The sequence below is a fragment of the Ligilactobacillus murinus genome (genome assembly GCF_003288115.1).
GTDB lineage: Bacteria > Bacillota > Bacilli > Lactobacillales > Lactobacillaceae > Ligilactobacillus > Ligilactobacillus murinus.
Map to the genome: position 1 here is coordinate 52,989 of NZ_CP023565.1, position 22,748 is coordinate 75,736.

22 protein-coding genes are annotated in these 22,748 nt (G+C 40.6%); 15 read left to right on the forward strand and 7 right to left on the reverse strand.

Going from position 1 to position 22,748, the window contains the following annotated elements; genetic code table 11:
• Positions 1-38: 38 nt before the first annotated feature.
• Positions 39-338, reverse strand: a complete 300-nt coding sequence (locus CPS94_RS00305; protein ID WP_004051181.1) for a DUF454 family protein — start codon at positions 336-338, stop codon at positions 39-41.
• A gap of 159 nt (positions 339-497) precedes the next feature.
• Here CPS94_RS00305 and CPS94_RS00310 point away from each other — a divergent pair, with 159 nt between their 5' ends.
• Positions 498-2,693, forward strand: coding sequence for an ATP-dependent DNA helicase (locus CPS94_RS00310; RefSeq protein ID WP_004051179.1), 2,196 nt, complete (start codon positions 498-500; stop codon positions 2,691-2,693).
• An 83-nt stretch (positions 2,694-2,776) separates the two neighbouring features.
• The gene (locus tag CPS94_RS00315) at positions 2,777-3,952 is read left to right on the forward strand and encodes an SAM-dependent methyltransferase (RefSeq protein ID WP_056959255.1); all 1,176 of its coding nucleotides are present in this window, start codon (positions 2,777-2,779) and stop codon (positions 3,950-3,952) included.
• Between the two features lie 29 nt (positions 3,953-3,981).
• On the opposite strand, the gene CPS94_RS00320 is transcribed toward CPS94_RS00315, so the two are convergent.
• Positions 3,982-4,593 (reverse strand): DedA family protein, encoded by a 612-nt coding sequence (locus CPS94_RS00320; RefSeq protein WP_076149079.1) that lies wholly within the window; start codon positions 4,591-4,593, stop codon positions 3,982-3,984.
• A gap of 249 nt (positions 4,594-4,842) precedes the next feature.
• Positions 4,843-5,691: an undecaprenyl-diphosphate phosphatase gene (locus CPS94_RS00325; RefSeq protein WP_004051173.1), complete on the reverse strand. Its 849-nt coding sequence runs from the start codon at positions 5,689-5,691 to the stop codon at positions 4,843-4,845.
• Positions 5,692-5,855: 164 nt separating this feature from the next.
• On the opposite strand from CPS94_RS00325, the gene CPS94_RS00330 reads away from it, so the two are divergent.
• From CPS94_RS00330 to CPS94_RS00375, 10 genes are all read left to right on the forward strand, one after another.
• The gene (locus CPS94_RS00330; protein ID WP_004051171.1) at positions 5,856-6,302 is read left to right on the forward strand and encodes a CopY/TcrY family copper transport repressor; all 447 of its coding nucleotides are present in this window, start codon (positions 5,856-5,858) and stop codon (positions 6,300-6,302) included.
• A gap of 98 nt (positions 6,303-6,400) precedes the next feature.
• Positions 6,401-6,844 (forward strand): universal stress protein, encoded by a 444-nt coding sequence (locus CPS94_RS00335; RefSeq protein ID WP_004051170.1) that lies wholly within the window; start codon positions 6,401-6,403, stop codon positions 6,842-6,844.
• Positions 6,845-7,013: 169 nt separating this feature from the next.
• The gene (locus CPS94_RS00340) at positions 7,014-7,538 is read left to right on the forward strand and encodes a TetR/AcrR family transcriptional regulator (RefSeq protein ID WP_112195879.1); all 525 of its coding nucleotides are present in this window, start codon (positions 7,014-7,016) and stop codon (positions 7,536-7,538) included.
• Positions 7,539-7,754: 216 nt separating this feature from the next.
• Positions 7,755-8,198, forward strand: coding sequence for a MarR family winged helix-turn-helix transcriptional regulator (locus CPS94_RS00345; RefSeq protein WP_004051167.1), 444 nt, complete (start codon positions 7,755-7,757; stop codon positions 8,196-8,198).
• A gap of 257 nt (positions 8,199-8,455) precedes the next feature.
• Positions 8,456-9,847, forward strand: a complete 1,392-nt coding sequence (locus CPS94_RS00350) for a flavocytochrome c (RefSeq protein WP_004051165.1) — start codon at positions 8,456-8,458, stop codon at positions 9,845-9,847.
• 156 nt (positions 9,848-10,003) lie between these two features.
• Entirely contained in the window at positions 10,004-11,743 is a 1,740-nt protein-coding gene (locus tag CPS94_RS00355) for a hypothetical protein (protein ID WP_191992468.1), read from the forward strand.
• Positions 11,709-12,233: a dihydrofolate reductase family protein gene (locus CPS94_RS00360; protein ID WP_004051161.1), complete on the forward strand. Its 525-nt coding sequence runs from the start codon at positions 11,709-11,711 to the stop codon at positions 12,231-12,233. The genes CPS94_RS00355 and CPS94_RS00360 overlap by 35 nt, the downstream gene beginning before the upstream one ends.
• 22 nt (positions 12,234-12,255) lie before the next feature.
• On the forward strand, positions 12,256-13,029 hold the full coding sequence (locus tag CPS94_RS00365; protein WP_004051159.1) for a TIGR02452 family protein: 774 nt from the start codon (positions 12,256-12,258) through the stop codon (positions 13,027-13,029).
• Between the two features lie 236 nt (positions 13,030-13,265).
• Complete coding sequence (locus tag CPS94_RS00370; RefSeq protein WP_004051152.1) at positions 13,266-14,999, forward strand: ABC transporter ATP-binding protein; 1,734 nt, start codon at positions 13,266-13,268, stop codon at positions 14,997-14,999.
• The gene (locus CPS94_RS00375) at positions 14,999-16,840 is read left to right on the forward strand and encodes an ABC transporter ATP-binding protein (protein WP_004051150.1); all 1,842 of its coding nucleotides are present in this window, start codon (positions 14,999-15,001) and stop codon (positions 16,838-16,840) included. Before CPS94_RS00370 ends, CPS94_RS00375 begins: the two co-directional genes overlap by 1 nt.
• A 189-nt stretch (positions 16,841-17,029) precedes the next feature.
• On the opposite strand, the gene CPS94_RS00380 is transcribed toward CPS94_RS00375, so the two are convergent.
• The 4 genes from CPS94_RS00380 to CPS94_RS11405 all read right to left on the reverse strand — a co-directional run bounded on the left by CPS94_RS00380 (position 17,030) and on the right by CPS94_RS11405 (position 20,402).
• Complete coding sequence (locus tag CPS94_RS00380; protein ID WP_004051147.1) at positions 17,030-17,932, reverse strand: glycine betaine ABC transporter substrate-binding protein; 903 nt, start codon at positions 17,930-17,932, stop codon at positions 17,030-17,032.
• Positions 17,929-18,780 carry an ABC transporter permease gene (locus CPS94_RS00385; protein ID WP_004051146.1) on the reverse strand — a complete coding sequence of 284 codons (852 nt, stop codon included), beginning with the start codon at positions 18,778-18,780 and terminating at the stop codon, positions 17,929-17,931. Before CPS94_RS00385 ends, CPS94_RS00380 begins: the two co-directional genes overlap by 4 nt.
• Complete coding sequence (locus tag CPS94_RS00390) at positions 18,780-19,973, reverse strand: quaternary amine ABC transporter ATP-binding protein (protein ID WP_004051145.1); 1,194 nt, start codon at positions 19,971-19,973, stop codon at positions 18,780-18,782. The genes CPS94_RS00385 and CPS94_RS00390 overlap by 1 nt, the downstream gene beginning before the upstream one ends.
• A gap of 291 nt (positions 19,974-20,264) precedes the next feature.
• Positions 20,265-20,402 (reverse strand): hypothetical protein, encoded by a 138-nt coding sequence (locus tag CPS94_RS11405; RefSeq protein ID WP_004051144.1) that lies wholly within the window; start codon positions 20,400-20,402, stop codon positions 20,265-20,267.
• 159 nt (positions 20,403-20,561) lie between these two features.
• Here CPS94_RS11405 and CPS94_RS00395 point away from each other — a divergent pair, with 159 nt between their 5' ends.
• From CPS94_RS00395 to htpX, 3 genes are all read left to right on the forward strand, one after another.
• Positions 20,562-20,996: a GNAT family N-acetyltransferase gene (locus tag CPS94_RS00395; protein ID WP_004051143.1), complete on the forward strand. Its 435-nt coding sequence runs from the start codon at positions 20,562-20,564 to the stop codon at positions 20,994-20,996.
• 269 nt (positions 20,997-21,265) lie between these two features.
• Positions 21,266-21,823, forward strand: coding sequence for a LemA family protein (locus CPS94_RS00400; protein WP_112195871.1), 558 nt, complete (start codon positions 21,266-21,268; stop codon positions 21,821-21,823).
• Positions 21,824-21,834: 11 nt separating this feature from the next.
• Complete coding sequence (gene htpX / locus CPS94_RS00405; RefSeq protein ID WP_004051136.1) at positions 21,835-22,731, forward strand: zinc metalloprotease HtpX; 897 nt, start codon at positions 21,835-21,837, stop codon at positions 22,729-22,731.
• The last annotated feature ends 17 nt before the right edge of the window (positions 22,732-22,748 follow it).

Genomic DNA, 22,748 nt, shown 5'->3' on the forward strand with positions numbered 1-22,748 from the left:
AAACTCCAAGAGTTGACGTTGCTTGTGGGCGTTAATCATTAATTTTTTGCGAGTAATAAGAATTTTAGCCAAAGGACTTGATACCAAGTCTGCTTGATATGCTCTGAGCTGGCTTCGGCTTCAGCTATTTTTTCGTCCAGAAAGTTTTGGAGTTTACGGTAGATCTTAGTATTCACCATCCAGTTGTGGAAGCGCGGTGAAAACTTAGAGAGGCTGAAAAAGCCTAAAATAAAGAAGGGTACTTGGGGGACAACTGGAAGTAAGATTCCGATCACTCCAAAGATAAAACTAATGATCGCAAGAAGCAACCATAAGAAGCGTTTAATGTGTTTGAACATCGAATCCACCCTTTCTTAGCTGTTTACAATGTATTCCCTTTCTTAGCTGTTTACAATGTATTCCCTTTCTTAGCTGTTTAGAAAAGCATAACATAGAATTTTTTATTTGTCTGTAAAAGTAATATAAATTTTTATTAAGACTTTGAAGGTGGTGATAAGATGCTTGAAAAAACGATAAGAAAAACGTACCAAGAAGCCTGTGAGGCAATGCGGCAAAAGGAGTATCAAAAAGCGCGCTTTTATTTTGATGAGGTCCGACAAAGTGCCCCGACATATCGTTCAGTCAATTACTTTTTAGCTAAATGTGCTTTTGTGCTCAATGAAGCAGAAGAAAATATCTATCCCTTAGTTGGGGCACATTTGGCGACTGAAACGACCAAAAATCGCAAAGCAGCTTATCAGTTAGCTTTAAAAACAGCCGTCAAGTTCAAAAATGAGACCAAATTGGCTGACTTTTTAGAACAAGCTAAAGCAGATGCGGTCCCAAAACTGGAGCCTTTTGCTGGAACTTTGGCTAAGTGGACTGGAAAAGCTCCAATGCATCTGCGTTTTAAATTTATTCAGTTTGCTAAAAATAAGACCCCGATCGCTAAAACTTCCCATCCCAAATATCGGGCGTATAAATTTTTTATCAATGGGATGAGTGAGCACCAAAAACAGCACTTTGCGACTGGAAAATGGCAAGAATTAGCGGTCACCAAGCCTAAATTTTTAGAGTTCAAAGGTTACATGTCATGTTCGATCAGGGATGAACGAACGTATTATCGTAAATATTTACCTAAGTTTCCCGATCTTTTTTTACGTTCGGTCTTCAATGACCATCTAGAAGAAGACGAATTCTTCAAGTCAAAATGGGAACGCTCCCGTGTTTTTTCGCTCTTACAGATCCCAGCTTTTGACCGGCCTAAGATCGCTGAATTACTGGAGTTAAATGATCTTTTGGATGAAACAGCAAAGCGGCATTTAAAGGGGTGTGATGATCTAGTCTATTTAAAAAAAGCAGGTGAAGTATTACCTGAAAGTCAGGCAGCTGACCTGTCAGAGTTAAAATTGCTCAAGGAATTTGGCTATCTATGCAAGAAAAATTGTGGTCATACACTACATTTAGCCGATAAATGCCAATATGAACGTAACTTTAACCAGTTATTGGGCCGGATCTCACGGCGGAAGTTGCCTTTGGTCCATCCGCCTAAAACTTATCGGCCGACTAAAGAACAATTTGATTTCTTGAAGTGGCTTGCTCAAAATAAGCACGTTGTCATCAACTTACTAGGTGTCGGGGGGGCAGGAAAAACTTATACTTTGGGCCAGATCCTTGATCCTAAAAAGACTTTAGCCTTAGCCCCGACGCATAAAGCACGGCTGAATTTAGCGCAACATGGCTTCTTTAACAACGATACTTTGCAACATGTGATCTATGAGATCGAAAATGGTAATGAAGAACTGGTGAATGATTATGAAGTGATCATTATTGACGAGGTATCAATGGCGCCCCTAGAATTATTAGCTAAATTGACCCAAACTTTTAGTACGAAAGTCCGCTATCTTTTGGTCGGAGATGAAAAGCAATTACCACCAGTATCACAAGATGAAGATGCGTTGAGTGTTTGTGGTGATCCTATGGCCTTGATAAAAGCTAAAGGAGCGTGTTTTTATTTTAGAGCCAATCTACGCTGTAAAGATAAAGCAACTGGGGAGTTGATCGCAGCTTGTCGAGCTGGAAACAGCAGTTATTTAGCCCACAGTCAGGCATTTAAGACGGCTACCGGTAAAGAAATGGTTTTAGCTAAATATCAACACGAAGCTTTGGAAGAGTGTATGATCTTAGCTTATCGAAATAAGACGGTTGGATTGATCAATCAGCAATTTTATCGCATTTTATCAAAGGATAAGCAAAAAGTTGTGCCGTTTTATTTTCAAAATGGTCTTGGGCGGGGAGGCTTTTTTATTGGAGCTAAAGTCGTGTTCTATCATAATGATGATAGTTTTCAAAATTATGGCTATACGAATAGTGAATTTGGTGAGGTCATAGGACTTGAGCTCAAAAATGATGATGAAGATAGTGCAGTAACAGTCCAAACTGAAGTCGGAAAGTATAAATTGCCCCTGTATCGAGCTAAAAAAGATCTCCTCTTAGCCTATGCCTTAACGATCCACAAAGCTCAAGGTAGTGGAGCTAAACGGGTCTACGTCTTAGAACCCAAAGATCATGGTCTAGCCTATACGGCGGTCTCACGTGCTAAACAGGAATTGTTTTTTGTTGGAGTCACACGAGATCAACTCTTAAAGGGAGTACAAACAGAGACTCCGAAAAAGAAAAACTTGCTAGATCTTATGGATGATAAAAATAAATAGATCTAATTGCTTACGTTTAGTAAAGACTAGTGCTAAAATGTACTTGTTACTATATTTATTTTTAGAAGGGCGGCGGAAATTAGATGTTTAATAATTTCTTGTTAAAAGAAGTGCTCGAACATTCATTCAACATTCCGGTACAAGTGACGTATGCCAATGGTAAAACAGAACGGTACGGAGATGGTGAACCGCAAGTAAAAATAACCTTCCACCGAGATTTTTCGATGCGAGAGTTAATTCATAATGCTTCGTTGACTTTAGGAGAAGCATATATGGATAAAGAAATTGAGATCGAAGGCTCGATCCAAGACTTGATAACCTCAGCCTATGAATCAGCTGATAGCTTTTTGAATAATAATAAGCTCAAACACTTTTTACCCAAACAATCACATACTGAGCGAAAAAGTAAGTCAGATGTGCAAAGCCACTACGATATCGGTAATGATTTTTACCGTTTGTGGCTCGATAAGACACTGACCTATTCGTGTGCATATTTCAAGCGACCACAAGATACACTTGAAGAAGCTCAACGAAATAAAGTGCATCATATCATCAATAAGTTAGATCCTAAACCCGGGAAAACTTTACTTGATATTGGCTGCGGGTGGGGTACCTTGATGCTAACTGCCTGCAAAGAGTATGACCTAAATGTTGTTGGGATCACGCTAAGTAAGGAACAATACGATCTAGTCACGCAGCGGATCAAAGATGAAGGCCTCGAAGATCGGGCTAAAGTTATTTTGGAAGATTACCGTGAGCTCAAACATGAACCGTTTGACTATATCACTAGTGTAGGTATGTTTGAACACGTAGGTAAGGAAAATCTAGGTGAATATTTCCAAAAGATCTCCGATTATTTAAAACCAAATGGCGTAGCTTTGATCCACGGGATCACCCGGCAACAAGGGGGGGCGGTCAATGCGTGGATCGATAAATATATTTTCCCGGGGGGTTATATACCTGGGTTAGCTGAAAATATCGAACATATCGTTGATGCTGGAATGCAAGTAGCTGATATTGAAACTTTGCGGCGCCATTACCAAAAGACTTTGGAATTATGGGACCAAAACTTCCGCCGGGCACTACCTGAGATCAGAAAAATTGAAGATGAACGTTTTATTCGCATGTGGGATCTATATCTCCAAGCTTGTGCGGCTTCATTTGAGTCGGGCAATATCGATGTGATCCAGTACCTGATCTCGAAAGGACCAAGTGGTAGCAACTTGCCAACTACACGTGAATATATGTATCAAGCATAAAAAATGGAGATCATATAGATCTCCATTTTTTATGCTTTTTTACGATTAAAGAAGTAAATGCCACCGCCTACAAATGCAAGGGCTAAGACGATCACGGTCACTAACGAATAGGTCTCGATCATGGCAACGATCTGCGGCCAGGCTGAACCAGCCATTCGCCCAACGATGATCAAGACTGTATTCCAGATCAAGGTACCAAGAGTCGTCAAAATGATAAAACTTGTAAATTTATAATGGGTCATGCCTGCCGGAACGGAGATCAAAGAGCGAACTACAGGTACGAATCTGCCAAAGAACAAGGCTAAGACGCCATTTTTTTGGAAGAATTTAGTTGCTTTATCTAGATCTTTAGCTTTGAAGCGTAGTGTTTGGCCGACTTTACCGTTTAAGATCTTTTCAAGACGTTCAACAGATAAGAAATGTCCTACCGCATATAAGATCGCTGCTCCTAAAACAGCGCCGATCGTAGCGGCGGTGATCGCCCCCAAAACATTTAGCCCAGCAGTTAATGTCAAGAACCCGGTAAATGTCAAAACGACCTCTGAAGGGATCGGTGGAAAAATATTTTCAAGGGCGATCAGCAGTGCGATCCCGAGGTATCCGTACTGTCCGATAAGTTCGGTCAAAACTGTTGTGTCCATTAAAATTCTCCTCTTAAGTTAGTAAATATGATTCTACTGGAGATGCTTTAAAAAGACAACTGAATTAGACAAATTCACCTCAAATTTTAAAATTCCTTAAAAATAGTGGCGGTTACTTTTTAAGCGTGTATCTTAGATAGTGACGAAAGCTTATGCAATACATCTTAAATAACGCGGGCCCCTCACGATGCAAGGAGCGCATCATGGAAAGCCCGCGTTATTCATTCAACGTCTCACACGCTGATAAAATTATTTTACAAACCAGAAATAAGCAATGACCAAAAGTCCTAAGATAATACGATACCATCCGAAAGCTTTGAACGTATGCTTTTTGATATATTGCATCAAGAACTTGATCGCAATGATCGAAGTTATAAAGGCGGTAACTAGGCCGACGACCAAGATCCAGATTTCTAAAGGTGTAAAGCTAAAGCCAAATTTAACTAATTTGAATAGGGCAGCACCAAACATGACAGGAATTGCCAAGAAGAAAGTGAATTCAGTCGCAACTGTTCGAGAAACACCTAAGATCAAAGCCCCTACGATCGTGGCCCCTGAACGAGATGTCCCGGGAAATACCGCCGCGATCAATTGGAAAAAGCCGATCAAAACTACCGTATAATATGAAAGTTCAGCGATCGAGGTGATCTTAGGTTGCTTATTTTTATGTATGTCTTCGATCAAAATAAAAGCAATACCAAAAACGATCAGAGCGATAGCGACACAGGTCGGGTTATAAAAGAGACGTTCAAAAGTATCATTGAAAGCTACACCGATGAGCCCAGCGGGTAAGCAAGCAATGAAGATCTTGAGCCACATGATCATGATGTTTTTGTCGACATAACGCCAGATACCTTGGGCATGTGCATTTTTATCGGCTTGATGGAACGGCCAGATCTTGTGCCAGTAGATCACGACTACGGCTAAGATCGCTCCAAGTTGGATCACCACTTCAAACATGCTGTAAAAATCTTTTGAAACATCAAGTTGGACGAATTGATCAAGTAAGATCATATGTCCAGTACTACTGATCGGCAACCATTCGGTGATTCCTTCAACGACCCCGAATAAGAAAGCCTTTAAGAGTTCAAATAACATTATAGTGAAAATTCCTTTCTCAATATTAAGAATCCTATTCATTATAAGATAAGTTTTTTTAAGTGACAAGTAGAGTAATTTTTAGTGAGTAGCTAAGAGTTAAAACAAGGGAATATTACGCGTACGTGGTATAATTATAGTTAGCAAAGTGACAAGGTGATCAAATGACAGAACAAATCGAAATCAGTAACGCTGAGTGGGAAGTGATGCGCGTGATCTGGACATTGGGACAAGCGACGAGTCGCCAGTTGATCGAGATCATGGAAGTAAAGCAAAACTGGAAACCAGCCACAACTAAAACGCTTTTGGGGCGGTTAGTTGCTAAAGACGTACTTGAAACTAAAAAAGAGGGGCGGGGGTTCATCTATTCGCCTTTAGTTCAAGAACAAGCGACGATCGATGCGCAGTTGATGCAAAATTTTAGCAATATTTGTCAGATGCATGTCGGCAAGACTTTGGCTTATTTAGTAGAAAATCTCAATTTAACGCAGAGCGATATCGCTAAAATAACTGCCAAACTTGAAGATAAAAAAGGTAGTGCACCTGAAGAACTGGAGTGTGACTGTATTCCAGCAGAATTTCACCGTTCAGGTTGCCAACAATGTAAATAAATTTATCCTGTTTAGGAATACCTAATTTATTCTTTCGGATGTCAAAAAATGTGTTATACTAAGAACGTTAAAAAATATTTATAGTTAGGATGGTTGATATGGACAAAGAACCGATCAAAAACATCAAGAAGATCCTAGTTGGGGTCGATGATTCTGAAGATGCACAGCTTGCTTTTCGTGTAGCTATGCGTCGGGCTTTGGATCTAGATGCTACGTTATGCATCACTTCGATCCTTGAGTCAGACGAGATGAACGTCTTTCAAGCCTTAAGTGCTGATTACATTCATGGTGAACGTAAAGAATTGGAAAAGCACGTTGAAAATTACCGCAAGATCGCTCTTCAAGCTGGGATCAAGCGGGTCGAAGTCGTAATTGCTGAGGGCGATGCTGGTGAAACGATCATCAAGCGTATCATTCCTAAAGTTGAACCAGATCTATTGATCATTGGGGCTCTTTCAAAGAAGGGCGTCAAGAAATTCTTTGGATCGCAAGCAGCTTATATGGCAAAACATGCACCGATCTCTGTATTAGTGGTGCGCTAAAAAAGAGGCTACAGTAAAGATCTAAAAGCAGTCTGGGTTTTTGCTGTTGCCTTTTTTACTTGGATGTGTACTTGAATTACTACAGGCTCCATTATATTATTTAATAAGGCAAAAAGGAAAGTTACCTTTTTGATATGTTAATGATAAGGTAAGGATAAAGGATAGGTCTATGAGTAAAAGTCAAGTGAGAAAAAAAGACGCCCTTGCGCAAGCTTTATTAACTCTTTTGCATCATGAGGCAGTCGAAAAGATAACAGTCGATCAACTTTGCCGTGAAGCTGATTTACATCGGAGTACGTTTTATCGCTATTTTCAAGATAAATACGATCTATTGCATTATGTTTTTCAAAAGATCTGGTTAGAGCAAATTGATGAGAATAATGTTGTTGATTCAATGATCGAAATGATCATTCGCGATAAGGATATTTTCCGAAATATTTCGGTCAACAATAGCAGTAATTCTTTATATGCGCTCATGATCGATATGGTTGCTGAACAGATCCTAGATGCAAGTTTAAATGATCGTTTGCATAATGTTCTTTGGATAGAAGAGACGGTGCTCAATGCAACTGATCAAAAATTAGCTGCCAATATGATAGCTGGTGCCTTTTTAACCTTGTTATTCAAATGGGTCGATAGCAACTACCAGATGAGTTCGACAGAGTTGAGTGATTTTATCAAGCACTTGCATTGATTTTTTGAAGAAATAAATTTATCATAATCTTTTACTTTAATTTTAGAATAGTGTACAATGTAATTGCTATTAGTATAGTGAAAACTATACTATCTACGAGGGGTGTGTCATGCCTTTCTTTACAGCAAGCGAGCGCATGGCAGTAGATTAGCGTGTTAGATTTAATTGCTAAGCTTACGAGTCTCAGTGCTCATTGATTTAGAGGGGGGTAACGTAATGAGTTCATTACAAAAAATGACGACTAACTTGTGCCAAGTTTTACGTTTGCACGAGTATCGTAATAGCAACATGCCGGGGTTGGAAAAACTCGGCGCGATCGATATTTACTATTTGGAAGCGATCTATCAGTTGAAAGATCCAACGATCGGGACGATCTCAAAACTGTTGGGACAATCGACTCCAAATACGAACTATCACATCAAAAAGTTGCTTGAGCTTGGTTTGATTCAAAAAAGGCTAGATGATGCAGATCATCGGGTAACACATCTTTCTGTGACCGATAAATATCACGAAGCATTGGAATCCAATTCCGAATTTTGGAAACTTTTACAAAACCGTTTAGAAGAAACCGTTTCGGTTCGTGATCTGGCTGTTTTTCAGCGTATCTTACGGCAATTAGTCGAGGTTTTGGCTGAAGAAACAACACTAAATGATTTTTAAAAAGAAAAGTTTGGATCAAAAATAAAATAAGATGAAGTGTAGTTTTGAACTACACTTTTTTTGTGTTTTACAATAAAATAGAATTAGTGCAAAAAAACCAGTAGTAGCCAACTGATATTCACTAGGAAGAGAAATGTGGGGTGGATATTTAGTGGGAAGTATTGTGTGCTACTGGTAAGCAAGATTTAGAAAGGAAAAACTATATTTTTCTAGTTATGAACTACATGATTCCACATTTTGTATAGTTATTATAAAGCGTGGCTGAAAAATTTAAATTTACTCCAAGTGCACCAAGCAGCTTAAAGGAACAGTATGATGTTGTGATCATCGGTTCAGGTGGAGCTGGACTGGTCAGTGCCCTTCAAGCACGAGAATTAGGTCTAAGACCAGTTATTTTAGAAAAGATGCCTACAGTTGGAGGCAACACCATGCGAGCATCTTCAGGGATGAATGCAGCTGAAACAAATATTCAGTTGCGCGAAGGTATCGTGGATAGCTTTGCTGAATTTTATCAAGAAACGTACCAAGGTGGAGGGCGTCTAAATGATCCTGAATTATTGAACTACTTTACAACGCATAGCGGGCAAGCGATCGATTGGTTACGTTCACATGGGATCATCTTAAATGACTTGACGATCACCGGTGGAATGAAGAAAAAACGCGCTCATCGCCCTAAGAGCACTGCTCCGATCGGATCGTTTTTAGTCAATAATCTTTTGTGGTTGTTAGACCAGATCAAAGTTCCGATCTTTACCCAAGCAACAGTCACAGAACTGTTAAAAGACGATGCTTCTAAGATCAAGGGGGTAAAAGTCCAAATTGCTGGTGAGTCCAAAACGATCTTTGCCCCAGCAGTCATCTTAGCAACGGGAGGTTTTGGTGCTTCCAAGCAACTACTCAAGCGCTATCGTCCCGATCTTTTAGCTTACAAGACAACTAATCAAGTTGGCGCGACTGGAGATGGGATCATTTTAGCAGAGCATATTGGAGCGCAAGTGTTACAGATGGAAATGATCCAGATCCATCCGACCGTGCAACAAGATACACCACATACCTATTTGATCGGCGAAGCTGTGCGTGGTGAAGGGGCGATCTTAGTTGATCAACAAGGGGTTCGATTTACTAATGAATTAGGAACTCGGAAAATTGTTTCTGAACAGATCACGGCTTTACCTGAACAAGCGGCATATTTGATATTTGATCACGGAGTCAAAGAACGAGTCAAAGCGATCGATTTTTACGCTAGCAAAGGTTTGGTCGTCAGTGCAGCTACACCAAGTGAACTAGCTAAAAAGCTTCAGCTAGATCCAACTGTTTTAGCGGATACCTTGTTACAATGGAATACAGCGGTCGAAACCAAAAAAGATGTTAAATTTGGGCGAACGACGGGGATGCAACGCAAGCTAGAAAAAGCACCTTATTATGCGATCCATGTTGCCCCAGCGATCCATTACACGATGGGGGGCTTACACATCAATGAAAAAGCTCAAGTTTTAGATCAAGCGGGTAATATCATTGCTGGACTCTTTGCAGCCGGTGAGGTCACGGGTGGATTGCATGGTAATAATCGGATCGGTGGCAACTCGATCGCGGAAACGGTGGTCTTTGGGCGACAAGCTGGTCAACAAGCTGCGGTCTATTTGGCCTAAATTCAAATAAAAGTTTAAATTTGAGCAACAGTTTAGTTAAACTGTTGTTTTTTTACGCTTAATTTCAAAAAGAGTGTATAATAAATGATAAAAATAAATTAGTTAAAAAATAGAGATATTTTTATCATTTTATTGAAAGAGGTTCTTCAAGTGAAGATGTCTAAATTAATGCGTTCAAAGTTATTTCCCGCGTTAGTTATTGTGATCGGTGCGCTCATCTTAGTCTTACCACAAGTGTTGGCCCATAAAATGCTTTTGGGGTCGGATTCGATCTTCCACTATAATCGCTTTTATGAAGCGGCAATGCAGTTAAAAGAGGGCAATTTCCATTACTTCATTACAATGTATGGCTTTCAGCAGTCGGGGCGGATCATCAACGCTCTTTATGGCCCAGTGGCTGCTTATTTTAATGGGGCTTTGTTGTTGGTGGGCAAAACTTGGTTCAACTACCAAATTCTCTCCGATATTGCTGTTTATCTATTAGCGGGCGGGTCGATGTACGCTCTTTTGCGTAAGTGCAAACTCAGGGTGAGTTATAGTTTAGGCTTAGCGCTTTTTTACTTAACAACATATGCGATCCAGTACTGGACGCTATCACAAGCATTTTCAGGTTGGGCGGCTGCCTTATTACCGCTATGTTTGTTGCCATTAGTAACATTTATTATCGAAAAGCAAGTCAATGTCTTAGAATTGGCTTTGTGTACGGCTTTGATGTTTCAGATCCACTTTTTGACAAGTTTATTTGTCGTCATGGCTTACCTACCTGCTTTTATCTATGCTTTCGTTAAAACACCTGAACGCATTAAAATGTTACAGCATATGGCCTTAGCAGTTGGGCTATTTTTCTTGTTGACAGCTAATATTTGGGCTGGTTTAGTCGAGGTCTATTTTGGAAATACTGTGTTACAACCATTTATCAATAAAAATATGTATGGGACAGCAGTTTCTTTGAATGCTTATCGTTTATCAAATTGGCTTTCACCGTTTGGGATCGTTATCTTGGGTGGGCTTCAAATCATTTTGTTGCTCCTATTTTGGAAAAAGATCTCAACTTTAAATAAGATCGTGTCGTTAGAGGCGATGTTTTTTTTGATCTTATCGTCACGGTTATTACCTTGGAAATGGCTGAGTCAGACCTTTGAATTTGTCAATGTCTTGCAGTTTCCATTTCGTTTCTTTGTTCCCTATACGGTACTTTTGCTCATGTCGATCGGGTTGTTTGCGACTGAGCTAAAGCTAGATGGTCGGATGATGATCGGTGCGTTGATCTTATTAGTTACCTGTTCTTTTGTTCAAACTATCCAAGCCCTTGAACAGGATCTAGCGGTGTGGGATGAACCTGAAGAATTTATGTATCAAAAAAATACGATCTATTTTACCGATGATATCCAAAAGATCAAGCAGGCGTTTTTTAGCACAGATCTGGCGTTAGGTTTGCGCTATGTTCAAAAATCTACGCCGGATTATTTACCACTTTACACAAAGTTGACCGCTCAAGATGAGATCCATGGTTACCGGCATTATCGCAAACAAGTGCTCATGCAAGAACAAAAATTTACTAAAGCAGCGACTACGGATGCCTTGGTCTATCAGTGGGATGCAGCAGAAGCTAAAGAGATCATCGTACCTGCGATCGGCTATAAGAACACAAAAGTTGTGCTCAACGGAAAGGTGTTGACGGATGCTCAACTTGGACATACCCGGATCGGCGCGTTAAAATTAAGACAAAAGCGGGGACATAATCGCTTAGAGCTCTCCTATGTTCCAGCTAAAGCCACGGTCGTATTTTTAGTGTTACCCGCCTTTGTTTGGTTGGGGTGTCTAGGGATCGTAATTAAACGTAAAGGATACAACAAAAAAGATGACGCGAAAATTAATTGTCTCAGTGCTCGTTAGTCTAGATGGCTATATTGCAGATGAAAAAGGAAGTGTTTTAGCTTTAGAGCGCTTTTATCGAGATCACTTACCTGCAGGGGTGGTAGATTGGCGAGTTCCCCCGGATTTTGATACCGTTTTGGTGGGAAAAAATACCTACAAGTGTTACTATCATAGTTTATTGAATATGACACAAAAAGAAGTGATCGTTTTTTCGCATACTCCCTTAGCAGGACTGGGAGCTAATATGCGTTGCTTTTCAGGCGAGGTGAGTTCTTTGATCACACGCTTGCAGGCCAATGAAGGCAAAAATATATGGCTTTTTGGCGGAGGCGATCTGATCGACCAAGTTGTCTGTAGTGACTTAGTCGATCAGATCAGGTTGGTCACCTTGCCTCTCAATTTGACTAAGGGGATCGCCTTGTTCAATACAACTCATCAGGCTCCCAAAGTCAATTTACAAAGTCTAGAGACAAAATACGAAATGTCATATTCGATTTGGTCTAAATAACGGTAAAAAAGAGGTGGATGAGATGGATAGAGCAACAAGCGATGCGCTTAGGCATAAAGTGATGAATCTCTATCAGATCCAGATGGCAAGTTTAGATCAAAACTCACAGTTGATCACACAACTGCTACCAGAAACGAGTACGCAAAATAAATTTATTACGCAGATCTTAGTTGAAAATAAGCATCTGTTGTCACGCTTACAACAGATAAATGCAACTAGAAAAGTTGGTGTGATGGACTTTGCTGATCCAATTTCGATCGGAAGTCGGTTATTGAAAACTGATAGTCAAGAACAGTTATTGTGTCGGAATAGCTTTTTATATCCTGAGTTGTGTAAGTATCGGCGTAACTTTTATTATAGAAATAAACTAGATCCAAAGAAGGGCTTTTATTCAGAAGCCTTGATCTATGTTGAACATGTTAAATTTTTGCGAGATGCCAAGCAAGATAAGACCTTGTCACAGGCACGTTATGCCGATGTGGCTGCGATCAGTCTCCCAAATATTCAGCAGATAACTAAATTGTCAGGAAAAAAGCCAGATCAAAAGCAACTTCAATTGAGTATGCAGACTAAGATCTTGCAAACACTTCGCGCTTTTAAACAAGCTCAAGCGACCGTTCTTATTTTAGGTGCTTTTGGGTGTGGTGCTTCGGGAAATGATCCTAAGCTGGTCGCGCAAAGTTTTTGCTCGTGTTTAAAGCGGACGGAATTTAAGGGGGTCTTTGAACAGATATATTTTGATATTTGGCAAGATCCGGCTACATTAGTGGAATTTCAACGCGCTTTTGCAGCTTAGAAGAAACTGTGACATAAGTAGTATCTATATTAATAAAAACTATCGCTAAAGAAAGACATCTTCAAAATTCCAACGTTCAGAATTTGAAGATGTCTTTCCTTATGTCACGGCCTCTTTTTAACTATTTTTCTTAATGTTTGTTATAAAAATGATTATATTTGTAAAGAAAGTTGACATTGCGGAGCGAGGGCTGTAAGATAACTATACAAATTTAATCTAGAGGAAGTGAAAATCGTATGTTTAAGTTAGTCAAAAAGCGCCTATCAAAAGGGGCAGTTTTGGCAGCGGTATTCTTTTTATTTATTCAAGTCATCTGTGATCTGAATTTACCAGCTTTGACCTCAGATATGATCAATAATGGGGTCGCTAAGGGAGATACGGCTTATATTTGGAAGATCGGTCTGCAAATGTTATTGATAGCTGCAGTTGGTTTAGTAGCAGCTGTGGGTAATGTCTATTTTGCTTCGACTCAGGCGCAAAAAACTGGGGCTAAGTTGCGTGAAGCCGTTTTTCGCAAGGTACTACAGTTTAGTGGGCGTGAGATCGATCAATTTGGGACCTCATCTTTGATCACCCGGACGACCAATGATATTTTGCAGATCCAAAATGTGTTGATCATGTTGCTTAGAATGATGTTGATGGCACCTTTGATGTTGATCGGTGCTAGTTTTATGGCGTATCAAAGTGAAAAACGTTTGACAGGTGTCTTTTTAGTTTCGATCCCACTATTGTTAGTGGCGATCGCGGTCATTATGTATTTTGCTGTTCCTTTATTCAAAGGGCTGCAAAAAAAGATCGATCGGATCAACTTGACTTTTAGAGAAGGTTTGACCGGGGTGCGGGTCATCCGAGCTTTCCGACGGGATGATTTTGAACAAAAACGTTTTGCTGATGCTAATAAAGACTATACAAGCACGGGGATCAAAGTTTTTAGTATCGTCTCCTTGATGTTTCCGATCATGACTTTGATCTTAAGTGGAACGAACATGGGGATCGTTTGGTTTGGGGCTAAATTGATCGGTGACCAAGAAATGGGTGTTGGTAATTTAGTTTCATTTATGACCTATGCCAGCATGATCTTATTTAGTTTTATGATGTTGTCGATGGTCTTTGTTTTTATCCCACGTGGTCAAGCCGCGGCTGCACGGATCAATGAAGTTTTGGAGATGCCACTTTCGATCGTTGAAACAACGGGTGATCAAGTGATCGATCAAAATAAACAAAGTCACTTGGTCTTTGATAATGTCAGCTTTCGGTATGAAAATGCAGAAAATCTTGCTTTAAAGAACGTCTCATTTTCGGCCAAAGCAGGTCAGATGTTAGCGGTGATCGGGGGGACTGGTTCAGGGAAATCGACCTTGGTCAACTTGATCCCACGCTTATACGATCCAACTGCTGGACAGATCATTTTAAATGAAACTCCGATCGCGCAGGTGGCTCAAAGTGATCTGCATGAGCATGTATCATTTGTACAGCAAAAAGCTGTGCTCTTTAAAGGGACGATCCGAAGTAATTTGCAGTTTGGAAATGAAACAGCGACAGATGAAGAGCTGTGGCATGCTTTAGAATTAGCTCAAGCAAAAGAATTCGTTTCCGAACTACCAGATGGTTTAGATGCTCAAGTAGAACAGGGAGGCGATAACTTCTCTGGTGGTCAAAAGCAACGGTTAGCGATCGCCCGGGCTTTGATGAAAAAGGCCGCAGTCTATGTGTTTGATGATTCTTTTTCAGCACTGGATTTTAAGACTGATGCTAAACTACGTGAAGGCTTGAAAAACGATCCTGAGATCCAAAAGAGTGTATTAGTGATCGTTGCTCAACGTGTATCAACAGTTACTGCTGCCGATGAGATCATTGTTTTGGATGAAGGTAAAGTCGTCGGTCAAGGAACACATGATGAGCTAGTAGAAAATAACGAAACATACCAAGAGATCGTTGAGTCACAATTAAAGAAGGGAGATGAGCACTAGTGCACGGACATGGGACAAAAGATCCGCTGAATCGGAAAGCTAAAAATTTTTGGAAGACGACTTTTAGATTGATCAAGTATATGAGTCCATGGAAGTGGGGCTTACTTTTAGTGATCATCTTTGCGATCAGTTCGGTCATTTTCCAAACAGTTACGCCAAAGATCTTAGGTCAAGCTACAACAGAGATCTTCAATGGTGTTTTATTGGGCTATAAGCAGATGAAAGCTGGACAACATTTGACACATTTGCCGATCGATCTTGATGCGATCAAACACATACTATTGATCGTCGGGAGCTTTTATGCGCTCGCAGCTGTTTTGAGTTTTGCCCAACAGCTGATCATGGCCAATATTTCTCAAAAGATCGTTTACCGTTTACGTAAAGATCTTAAAGAAAAAATGCAACGTCTCCCGATCTCATACTATGATACCCACTCTAATGGGGATATCATGTCACGGGCGGTCAATGATATGGATAATATCGGGGGGACGCTCCAACAGAGTTTGACACAATTAGTGACTAGTTCGGTGACTTTTATCGCTGTGTTGATCATGATGCTTTCGATCAGTTGGAAATTGACCTTGATCGCTTGTATCACGATCCCACTGGGATTAGTTACTGTCGCAGTCGTTGCCCCACGTTCACAAAAACATTTTGCCGCTCAACAAAAGAGTTTGGGACAGTTGAATAACTTTGTCGAAGAAGATTATGCGGGCCATACAGTCGTTAAGACTTTTAACAAGGCTGATGATATGATCGCTGAATTTGAAGCGGAAAATGAACGCTACTACAAGGCTTCATGGAAAGCACAATTTATTTCAGGGCTGATCATGCCACTGATGAACCTTGTTAAAAATATCGGTTATGTGCTAGTTGCCGTTGTTGGGGGGATCCAGGTCTCAAATGGCACGATCACATTAGGTAACGTGCAAGCTTTCTTACAATACGTCAACCAATTCACCCAACCGATCACGCAATTAGCTAACTTAGCCAATACGATCCAAGCGACGATCGTTTCGGCTGAACGGATCTTTGAAGTTTTGGATGAACCTGAGATGCATCCCGCTACTGAAACAAAGCCAGATATCCAAACTGATGCTAAGCTTGAATTTGATCATGTTAAGTTTGGTTATACCGACGATAAGATCTTGATGGATGATTTTAGCTTCAAGGCCATGCCTGGACAAAAGATCGCGATCGTTGGTCCGACTGGGGCGGGGAAAACGACTTTGATCAATTTACTTGAGCGGTTTTATGATATCAATGCTGGTGCGATCCGTTTGGATGGAAAAGATACACGAAAATTTACCCGAGAAGATCTACGGGGACATTTTTCGATGGTGCTCCAAGATACGTGGCTCTTTACTGGGACGATCTATGATAACATCAAGTATGGGCGTGAGAATGCTACTAAAGAAGATGTTATTCGAGCAGCCAAGGCAGCGCACGTTGATGCCTTTGTGCGCCAGCTCCCTGATGGCTATGATACAGTCTTAAATGAAGAAGCATCCAATATTTCTCAAGGACAAAGGCAATTGATCACGATCGCCCGTGCCTTTTTGGCTGATCCTGAGATCTTGATCTTAGATGAGGCTACAAGTTCGGTCGATACCCGGACTGAAGTGTTGATCCAACAAGCAATGGAACGTCTGCTACAAGCACGTACGAGCTTTGTAGTTGCACACCGCTTATCCACGATCAAAGATGCCGATAACATCATCGTGATGGATCACGGTTCGATCGTTGAAACTGGTGATCATCAAGCGTTGATGGCTAAAGGTGGGTTCTACGCAGATCTGTATAACAGCCAATTTGCTGATGAGATCGCAGCCCAAGGTTAAAAAGAAATAATTGATAACGTCTAGTGATGAGCATAGCCACTAGGCGTTATTTTGATAGTAAGGGGCTGAGTTGCAAGGCTATATTTTGTCTTTCAAAACACTAGGATCATTAAAATACACATCTGGAACATGTTGCCAATAAACACTAAAGAGCCCACAGGATACAAGACATCATGGCTGGGCTCTTTGTTATTTATTCTTTAGATCAGAGATAGAGTTGATATTTGTCATGTAAGTTGGAACGGCTAAACCAGTTTTAGCACCATCCAAGTTAGTTCTGACATCAACGTATTTACCCTTAAAATGCTTGGCATAGGCATCATGGGTCACAGGAAGCCAAGCGCTTAAAGAAGCATCAGCAGCACCTGTAGCTACAGCAGTCCACATCGGTTGAGCATCCATTGAGCGAATGTTGACTTTATAGCCACGGCTTTCTAAGGCAGCCTTAGCAACATTAGCACTTGCGATCTCAGAGTCCCAGGCAACATAGGCTACGGTCACAGTTTTACCTTTACCTTCAGGGACGTTTTTGAGCCAAGTGTTTAATTGCTCGGGATGCTTTTTGAGATAGTTTTTAGCTGCTTTTGCGGGATCGCCCCCGTCATTTATTTGCAACATGACTTGGGCTAATTGATCTGAAGTCCAGTTGAAGTTTTCTAAAAATTGATAAAAACCAGGTTGATCTTTTTTAAGACCCAAGCGAGCGATCGTGTGGATCCCTTCGCTTTCACCATAAACTTTTTTAGGATCATCTAAAAATTTTAGGTCATACTTGGTAAACATCCAGTGTGGGACCCAACCAGTGATCACGATCGGTTGCTTGTTTTTGAGCGCTTTGTCTAAAACACTAGTCATGGCAGCTGTTGAACTTGTTTGCAACTGCCAGTTTTTTTGCGTTAGTCCATATTTTTCTAAAGCGGTCTGAGTGTTACCCATCACCCCGGCCCCAGCATCGATCCCGGTGATCGTATAGTTTACTTGGGGACCGAGGGCTTTAGTGGCATCATATTTAGCTTGCGTCGAGCTACTACAGCCACTCAGGGTAAAACCAAGTAAAAGTATAGGTAATAGTAGTTTTTTCAAATATTTCATTTTAGATCTCCTTGCTTATTTTGGAGAGATTGGCTCAAACGATCTAAGATGATCGCTAAGATAACGATCGCTAACCCAGCAGTAAAACCAGCCCCGGCATTATTACGCCCAACAGCAAAGTATACTTTGGTCCCTAAGCCTAAAGCCCCGATCATTGAGGCGATCACGACCATTGATAGGGATAACATCAAGGATTGAGTTACCCCAGACATGATCGTATTTTTGGCTAAAGGCAATTGTAGTTTGAATAATTTTTGCCAAGCAGTTGAACCGTAAGAATCAGCGGCCTCGATCAAATCGGCTGGAACTTGGCGAATACCTAGATCAGTCATCCGAACTGTCGGTGGCATCGCAAAGATAACTGAGGCAATGACCCCAGGAACAGTCCCGATCCCAAAGAAAGCAACTGCAGGGATCAAGTAGACAAAAGCAGGCATTGTCTGCATAAAGTCTAAGATCGGTTGGACGATCGCTTTGACTGTTTTATTTTTAGCCATCCAAATTCCAAGTGGGATCCCAAAGAAATAGACGATCACACATGAAGTTAAAACTAAAGTCAAAGTTTGTGTCATATCACGCCAGTATCCCATGTTCCAAATAAATAGTAGACCAACTAATTCAAGACTTAGTAAGCCCCATTTCTTTTGGCCACGGCGTAAGTAATAAGTTACTAGTAATAGTAATAGGATAAAGAGCCAAACGGGGAAAAGGTCAAAGAACCATTGGAAAGCATTTGCGATCATCGAAATAAAGTTTGAGATCGCATCAAAAAATCCAGTAAATTTGGCTAAGTAGTCAACTCCTGAGTTGACCCAATCTTCAAGTGGTAATTTTGGAATATTAAACATTAAGCATCAACCTCGTTTCCTGAAAGTGCAGCCAAGACAGCGCCACGAATGATGATACCGCGAAGGCGCTGGTGCTCATCTAAAACAGCAAATGGGATCGTAGTTGTTGAAATATCGGCTAAAAGATCAGTCAAGACTGTGTCAAGTGTAGTTGTTGGGACATCGGTCTGAACGACATCATAAAGGTCAGTTTTGCCCTCTTTAAGGCATTGAGAAACATCTTGTGCAGAAGCGATACCTTTGAAACGGTATTTACTATCGACGAGATAGATCGAAGAAGTGTGATTTTCGCGCATTTCGCGAAGAGCTGTGCGTGGACCAGCTTTTTGGATGTTGACCATTGCGGGGCTGATCATCACATTTTCAGCGGTTAAGATCCGACTGCGGTCAACATCTTCAATAAATTTTTCAACATAATCATCGGCAGGTGAAGTCAAGATCTCTTCTGGGGTACCGACTTGAACGAGTTTAGCGTTACGCATGATCATGATATGATTGCCTAGTTTTAAGGCTTCATTCAGATCATGACTGATAAAGATGATGGTTTTATTTAACTCGGCTTGGATCCGTAAAAGCTCATCTTGCATTTCCTTACGGTTCAAAGGATCAAGGGCCGAGAAAGATTCGTCCATCAATAAGACTTGGGCATCACTAGCAAGTGCCCGAGCAAGGCCGACACGTTGTTGCATCCCACCTGATAATTGGTCAGGATACTGTTCGCCATAGCCCTTAAGACCGACTAATTCAAGGGCATGCTGTGCTTTTTTTAGTCGCTCTTCTTTAGATACATTTTTGATTTCAAGTCCATAAGCAACATTTTCAAGAACTGTATAGTGTGGGAAAAGAGCAAAGTCTTGAAAGACCATACTCATTTTATTACGTCTAAAATCAAGCAGTTCTTTTTTGGTCAATTTAGTGAGATCTTGACCATCAACGATGATCTGGCCTGAGGTAGTTGGGATCAACTGGTTTAACATCCGTAAAACAGTTGATTTACCACTCCCAGAGAGTCCCATGATCACAAAGATCTCACCTTTTTCAATTTGGAAAGAGACACGGTCGACCCCGACCGTAGCTCCTGTTTTCTTTAAAATTTCTTCTTTACTTAAACCTTGGGCAGCTAATTTTTCAGCTTTCTCAACTTGACGCCCAAATATTTTGCTGACATTTCTTACGTCGATTTCGACTGTCATATGATCTTCCTTTCTGTTTTTTAAGCATTTACGCAGAAAAGCGATATAAAAACCTTAGCATATACGTAAAAAACATGCAAGTTGTAAAATACTTTAACAACCGCTTTCTTGAGCTTAACAGTGGGAGCTAGAAAAATCTGAAATTTTTCCAAAAAAATGAATAATGATTTAATTTTGGGATAAAATGAGTGGTAAAAAAAGGAATTTTACAGGAATATAAAACTCAAAAAAATTTCATAAAAAATAGCACCTGCTAAACCAGGTGCTAGCGCTGTGAATATCTAACGGTAATTAGCCGCGTAGGTGTTCAGCATCAGAATCAAGTTTTGCAAAGCCTGAGCCAGCAGCTGGCTTAGGTTGTTTAGCACGAGCTTCCATTGCTTTACGTGCCATAGCCTTGCGTTCTTCTTTACTTAGTTTCTTAGCCATAATCCTTCGCCTCTTTCCGTAAAATGTTCCACAAAGCGGTGAAATCATTTCACAACTACATTATAGTTCTATTTTAAATTAGTTCAAGCAAAAGCAACTACTTGAATAATAGGATAAATTTAGCTAAAATAAGGCAAAATTACAGATGGAGTGGATAATATGGAGATCAGGAGCAGTAATTCACTTGAAAGTTCAGTCTATAAAGATGCATTAGCCCTTAGAAAAGAAGTATTCGTCATGGAGCAAGGTGTGAGTTTAGAACTTGAAATCGTAGGTGAAAAAGGACCGTTATATTTTACAGGTTATTTAGCTGAGATACCTGTCGCTACGGCACGAGTTTTTGAAGAAGCGCCAGGTGTTTGGCATGTTCAACGTGTCGCTGTAAAAAAAGCTCATCGTGGTCAAGGCTTAGCTAGGGAGTTGTTGACTAGTATCGAAGCGAGCGCACGTGAGCATAAGATAAATACTTTGACATTAGGGGCCCAGGACCAGGCGCAAACTTTCTATAAAAAATTAGGTTATCAAGTAGTCGGAGAAGGCTTTATGGATGCGGGGATCGCACATCATCGGATGGATAAGGAACTGTTATCTTAACAAACTCTTAACTTGAATTGCTCCTTGATATAAGGTAAAATCACAGTATGCGATGAGTCGAGATAGACCAGGCAACATTTTGTTGTTTCGTTGCGGCGACTAGTGGTCAGTGTCGATAGCAGGGCACATTTAGCTACCGGATGTAGCGTGCTTGAATGGTCTACATTGTGGAGTGTGGCTGTTCTATTCAGTGATGAATACTGCGCTAGCCGAGAGTGATTGGTTTCACCCTTGGCTTTTTTTGTAAAGAGATTTAAGGAGGAGATTTTATGGCTTTGATCGTTTTAGTCGTGATCGTCTTATTGTTAGCTGTTGTCTATATCACACTTTATAACGGCTTGCAAAAGGCAAAAGTTTATACAGAAGAATCTTGGAGTCAGATCGATGTTCAATTGAAACGGCGTAATGACTTGATCCCTAATTTGGTCGAGACAACAAAGGGATATGCTAAGCATGAAAAAGAAACTTTAGCTGAAGTTGTTAAGTTGCGGAATCAATTAGTTGCGCTCCCAGATGGTGATCACCAAGCTAAGATGGAAGTATCTAATCAATTATCAGATACTTTACGTTCTATTTTTGCATTATCTGAGAGCTATCCAGATCTAAAAGCAAATCAAGAATTTACTAAATTGATGGAAGAATTGACAAATACTGAAAATAAGATCGCTTATTCACGCCAATTGTTCAACTCTTCGGCAGCTGCGTTCAACCAAAAGTTATTGACTTTCCCATCTAATTTGATCGCTAAGATCCATCATTTTACGAAAGTCGACTATCTTTCTGTTCCAGAAGAACAAAAGGAAGTGCCAAAAGTTTCATTTGATTAGAGGGATGTACAATGTTATATCAACAGATCGCCTCAAATAAACGAAAAACCGTTTTGGTAGTACTCGGTTTCTTATTATTGGTAGGTATGATCGGAGCAGCGATCGGTTATACTTTTGCTGGGAGTGCGACGATGGGTGTAGTTTTTGCGATCGTCTTGGGCTTTGTCTACATGTTTGTCATGTTAGGCCAGTCAACTGATGTGGTCATGAATATGAATAATGCACATGAGATCACTGATCCAAGTCAAGCGCCAGAATTGTGGCATATTGTAGAAGACATGGCTTTAGTTGGTAAGGTCCCAATGCCACGGGTCTTTATCATCGATGATCCAAGTCCAAATGCTTTTGCCACAGGTAGTGATCCAAATCATGCTGCCGTAGCGGCTACGACAGGGTTGTTGGCACGATTGAATCGAGAAGAGATCGAGGGTGTGATGGCACATGAAGTCTCACATATTCGTAACTATGATATCAAATTGCAAACAACAGCCTTGGCCTTAGCTGCAGTTGTTTCAATATTGGCTAATTTTGGCTCACATTCACTTTTTTGGGGTGGAGCTAGACGCCGCGATGATCGTGAAGGCGGTAATGGGATCTTTGAGATCATTATGTTGGTCTTGGCTTTATTAGCCATCGTTTTGGGCCCATTAGCAGCTTCAATGGCTCAAATGGCGCTTTCACGTAATCGAGAATATTTGGCTGATGCTTCGGCGGTTGAATTGACCCGAAATCCATTGGGCTTGATCAATGCCTTAGCTAAGATCTCAAATAGTGAACCGATGCAAGCAGCTGATGCAAGTAGCGCTTCGATGTATATTGCCGATCCATTCAAGGGTAAAACCTGGGCACATTTATTTGATACCCATCCCCCGATCGAAGAACGGATCGCACGTTTGCAAAAAATGTAATAGTGGAGGGTACTGTG

Excerpts from the sequence above, each read along its gene's own strand:
- CPS94_RS00305 (WP_004051181.1), bottom strand. The coding sequence starts at position 338 with ATGTTCAAACACATTAAACGCTTCTTATGGTTGCTTCTTGCGATCATT.
- CPS94_RS00310 (WP_004051179.1), top strand. The coding sequence starts at position 498 with ATGCTTGAAAAAACGATAAGAAAAACGTACCAAGAAGCCTGTGAGGCA.
- CPS94_RS00315 (WP_056959255.1), top strand. The coding sequence starts at position 2,777 with ATGTTTAATAATTTCTTGTTAAAAGAAGTGCTCGAACATTCATTCAAC.
- CPS94_RS00320 (WP_076149079.1), bottom strand. The coding sequence starts at position 4,593 with ATGGACACAACAGTTTTGACCGAACTTATCGGACAGTACGGATACCTC.
- CPS94_RS00325 (WP_004051173.1), bottom strand. The coding sequence starts at position 5,691 with ATGTTATTTGAACTCTTAAAGGCTTTCTTATTCGGGGTCGTTGAAGGA.
- CPS94_RS00330 (WP_004051171.1), top strand. The coding sequence starts at position 5,856 with ATGACAGAACAAATCGAAATCAGTAACGCTGAGTGGGAAGTGATGCGC.
- CPS94_RS00335 (WP_004051170.1), top strand. The coding sequence starts at position 6,401 with ATGGACAAAGAACCGATCAAAAACATCAAGAAGATCCTAGTTGGGGTC.
- CPS94_RS00340 (WP_112195879.1), top strand. The coding sequence starts at position 7,014 with ATGAGTAAAAGTCAAGTGAGAAAAAAAGACGCCCTTGCGCAAGCTTTA.
- CPS94_RS00345 (WP_004051167.1), top strand. The coding sequence starts at position 7,755 with ATGAGTTCATTACAAAAAATGACGACTAACTTGTGCCAAGTTTTACGT.
- CPS94_RS00355 (WP_191992468.1), top strand. The coding sequence starts at position 10,004 with ATGTCTAAATTAATGCGTTCAAAGTTATTTCCCGCGTTAGTTATTGTG.
- CPS94_RS00360 (WP_004051161.1), top strand. The coding sequence starts at position 11,709 with ATGACGCGAAAATTAATTGTCTCAGTGCTCGTTAGTCTAGATGGCTAT.
- CPS94_RS00365 (WP_004051159.1), top strand. The coding sequence starts at position 12,256 with ATGGATAGAGCAACAAGCGATGCGCTTAGGCATAAAGTGATGAATCTC.
- CPS94_RS00370 (WP_004051152.1), top strand. The coding sequence starts at position 13,266 with ATGTTTAAGTTAGTCAAAAAGCGCCTATCAAAAGGGGCAGTTTTGGCA.
- CPS94_RS00380 (WP_004051147.1), bottom strand. The coding sequence starts at position 17,932 with ATGAAATATTTGAAAAAACTACTATTACCTATACTTTTACTTGGTTTT.
- CPS94_RS00385 (WP_004051146.1), bottom strand. The coding sequence starts at position 18,780 with ATGTTTAATATTCCAAAATTACCACTTGAAGATTGGGTCAACTCAGGA.
- CPS94_RS00390 (WP_004051145.1), bottom strand. The coding sequence starts at position 19,973 with ATGACAGTCGAAATCGACGTAAGAAATGTCAGCAAAATATTTGGGCGT.
- CPS94_RS11405 (WP_004051144.1), bottom strand. The coding sequence starts at position 20,402 with ATGGCTAAGAAACTAAGTAAAGAAGAACGCAAGGCTATGGCACGTAAA.
- CPS94_RS00395 (WP_004051143.1), top strand. The coding sequence starts at position 20,562 with ATGGAGATCAGGAGCAGTAATTCACTTGAAAGTTCAGTCTATAAAGAT.
- CPS94_RS00400 (WP_112195871.1), top strand. The coding sequence starts at position 21,266 with ATGGCTTTGATCGTTTTAGTCGTGATCGTCTTATTGTTAGCTGTTGTC.
- htpX (WP_004051136.1), top strand. The coding sequence starts at position 21,835 with ATGTTATATCAACAGATCGCCTCAAATAAACGAAAAACCGTTTTGGTA.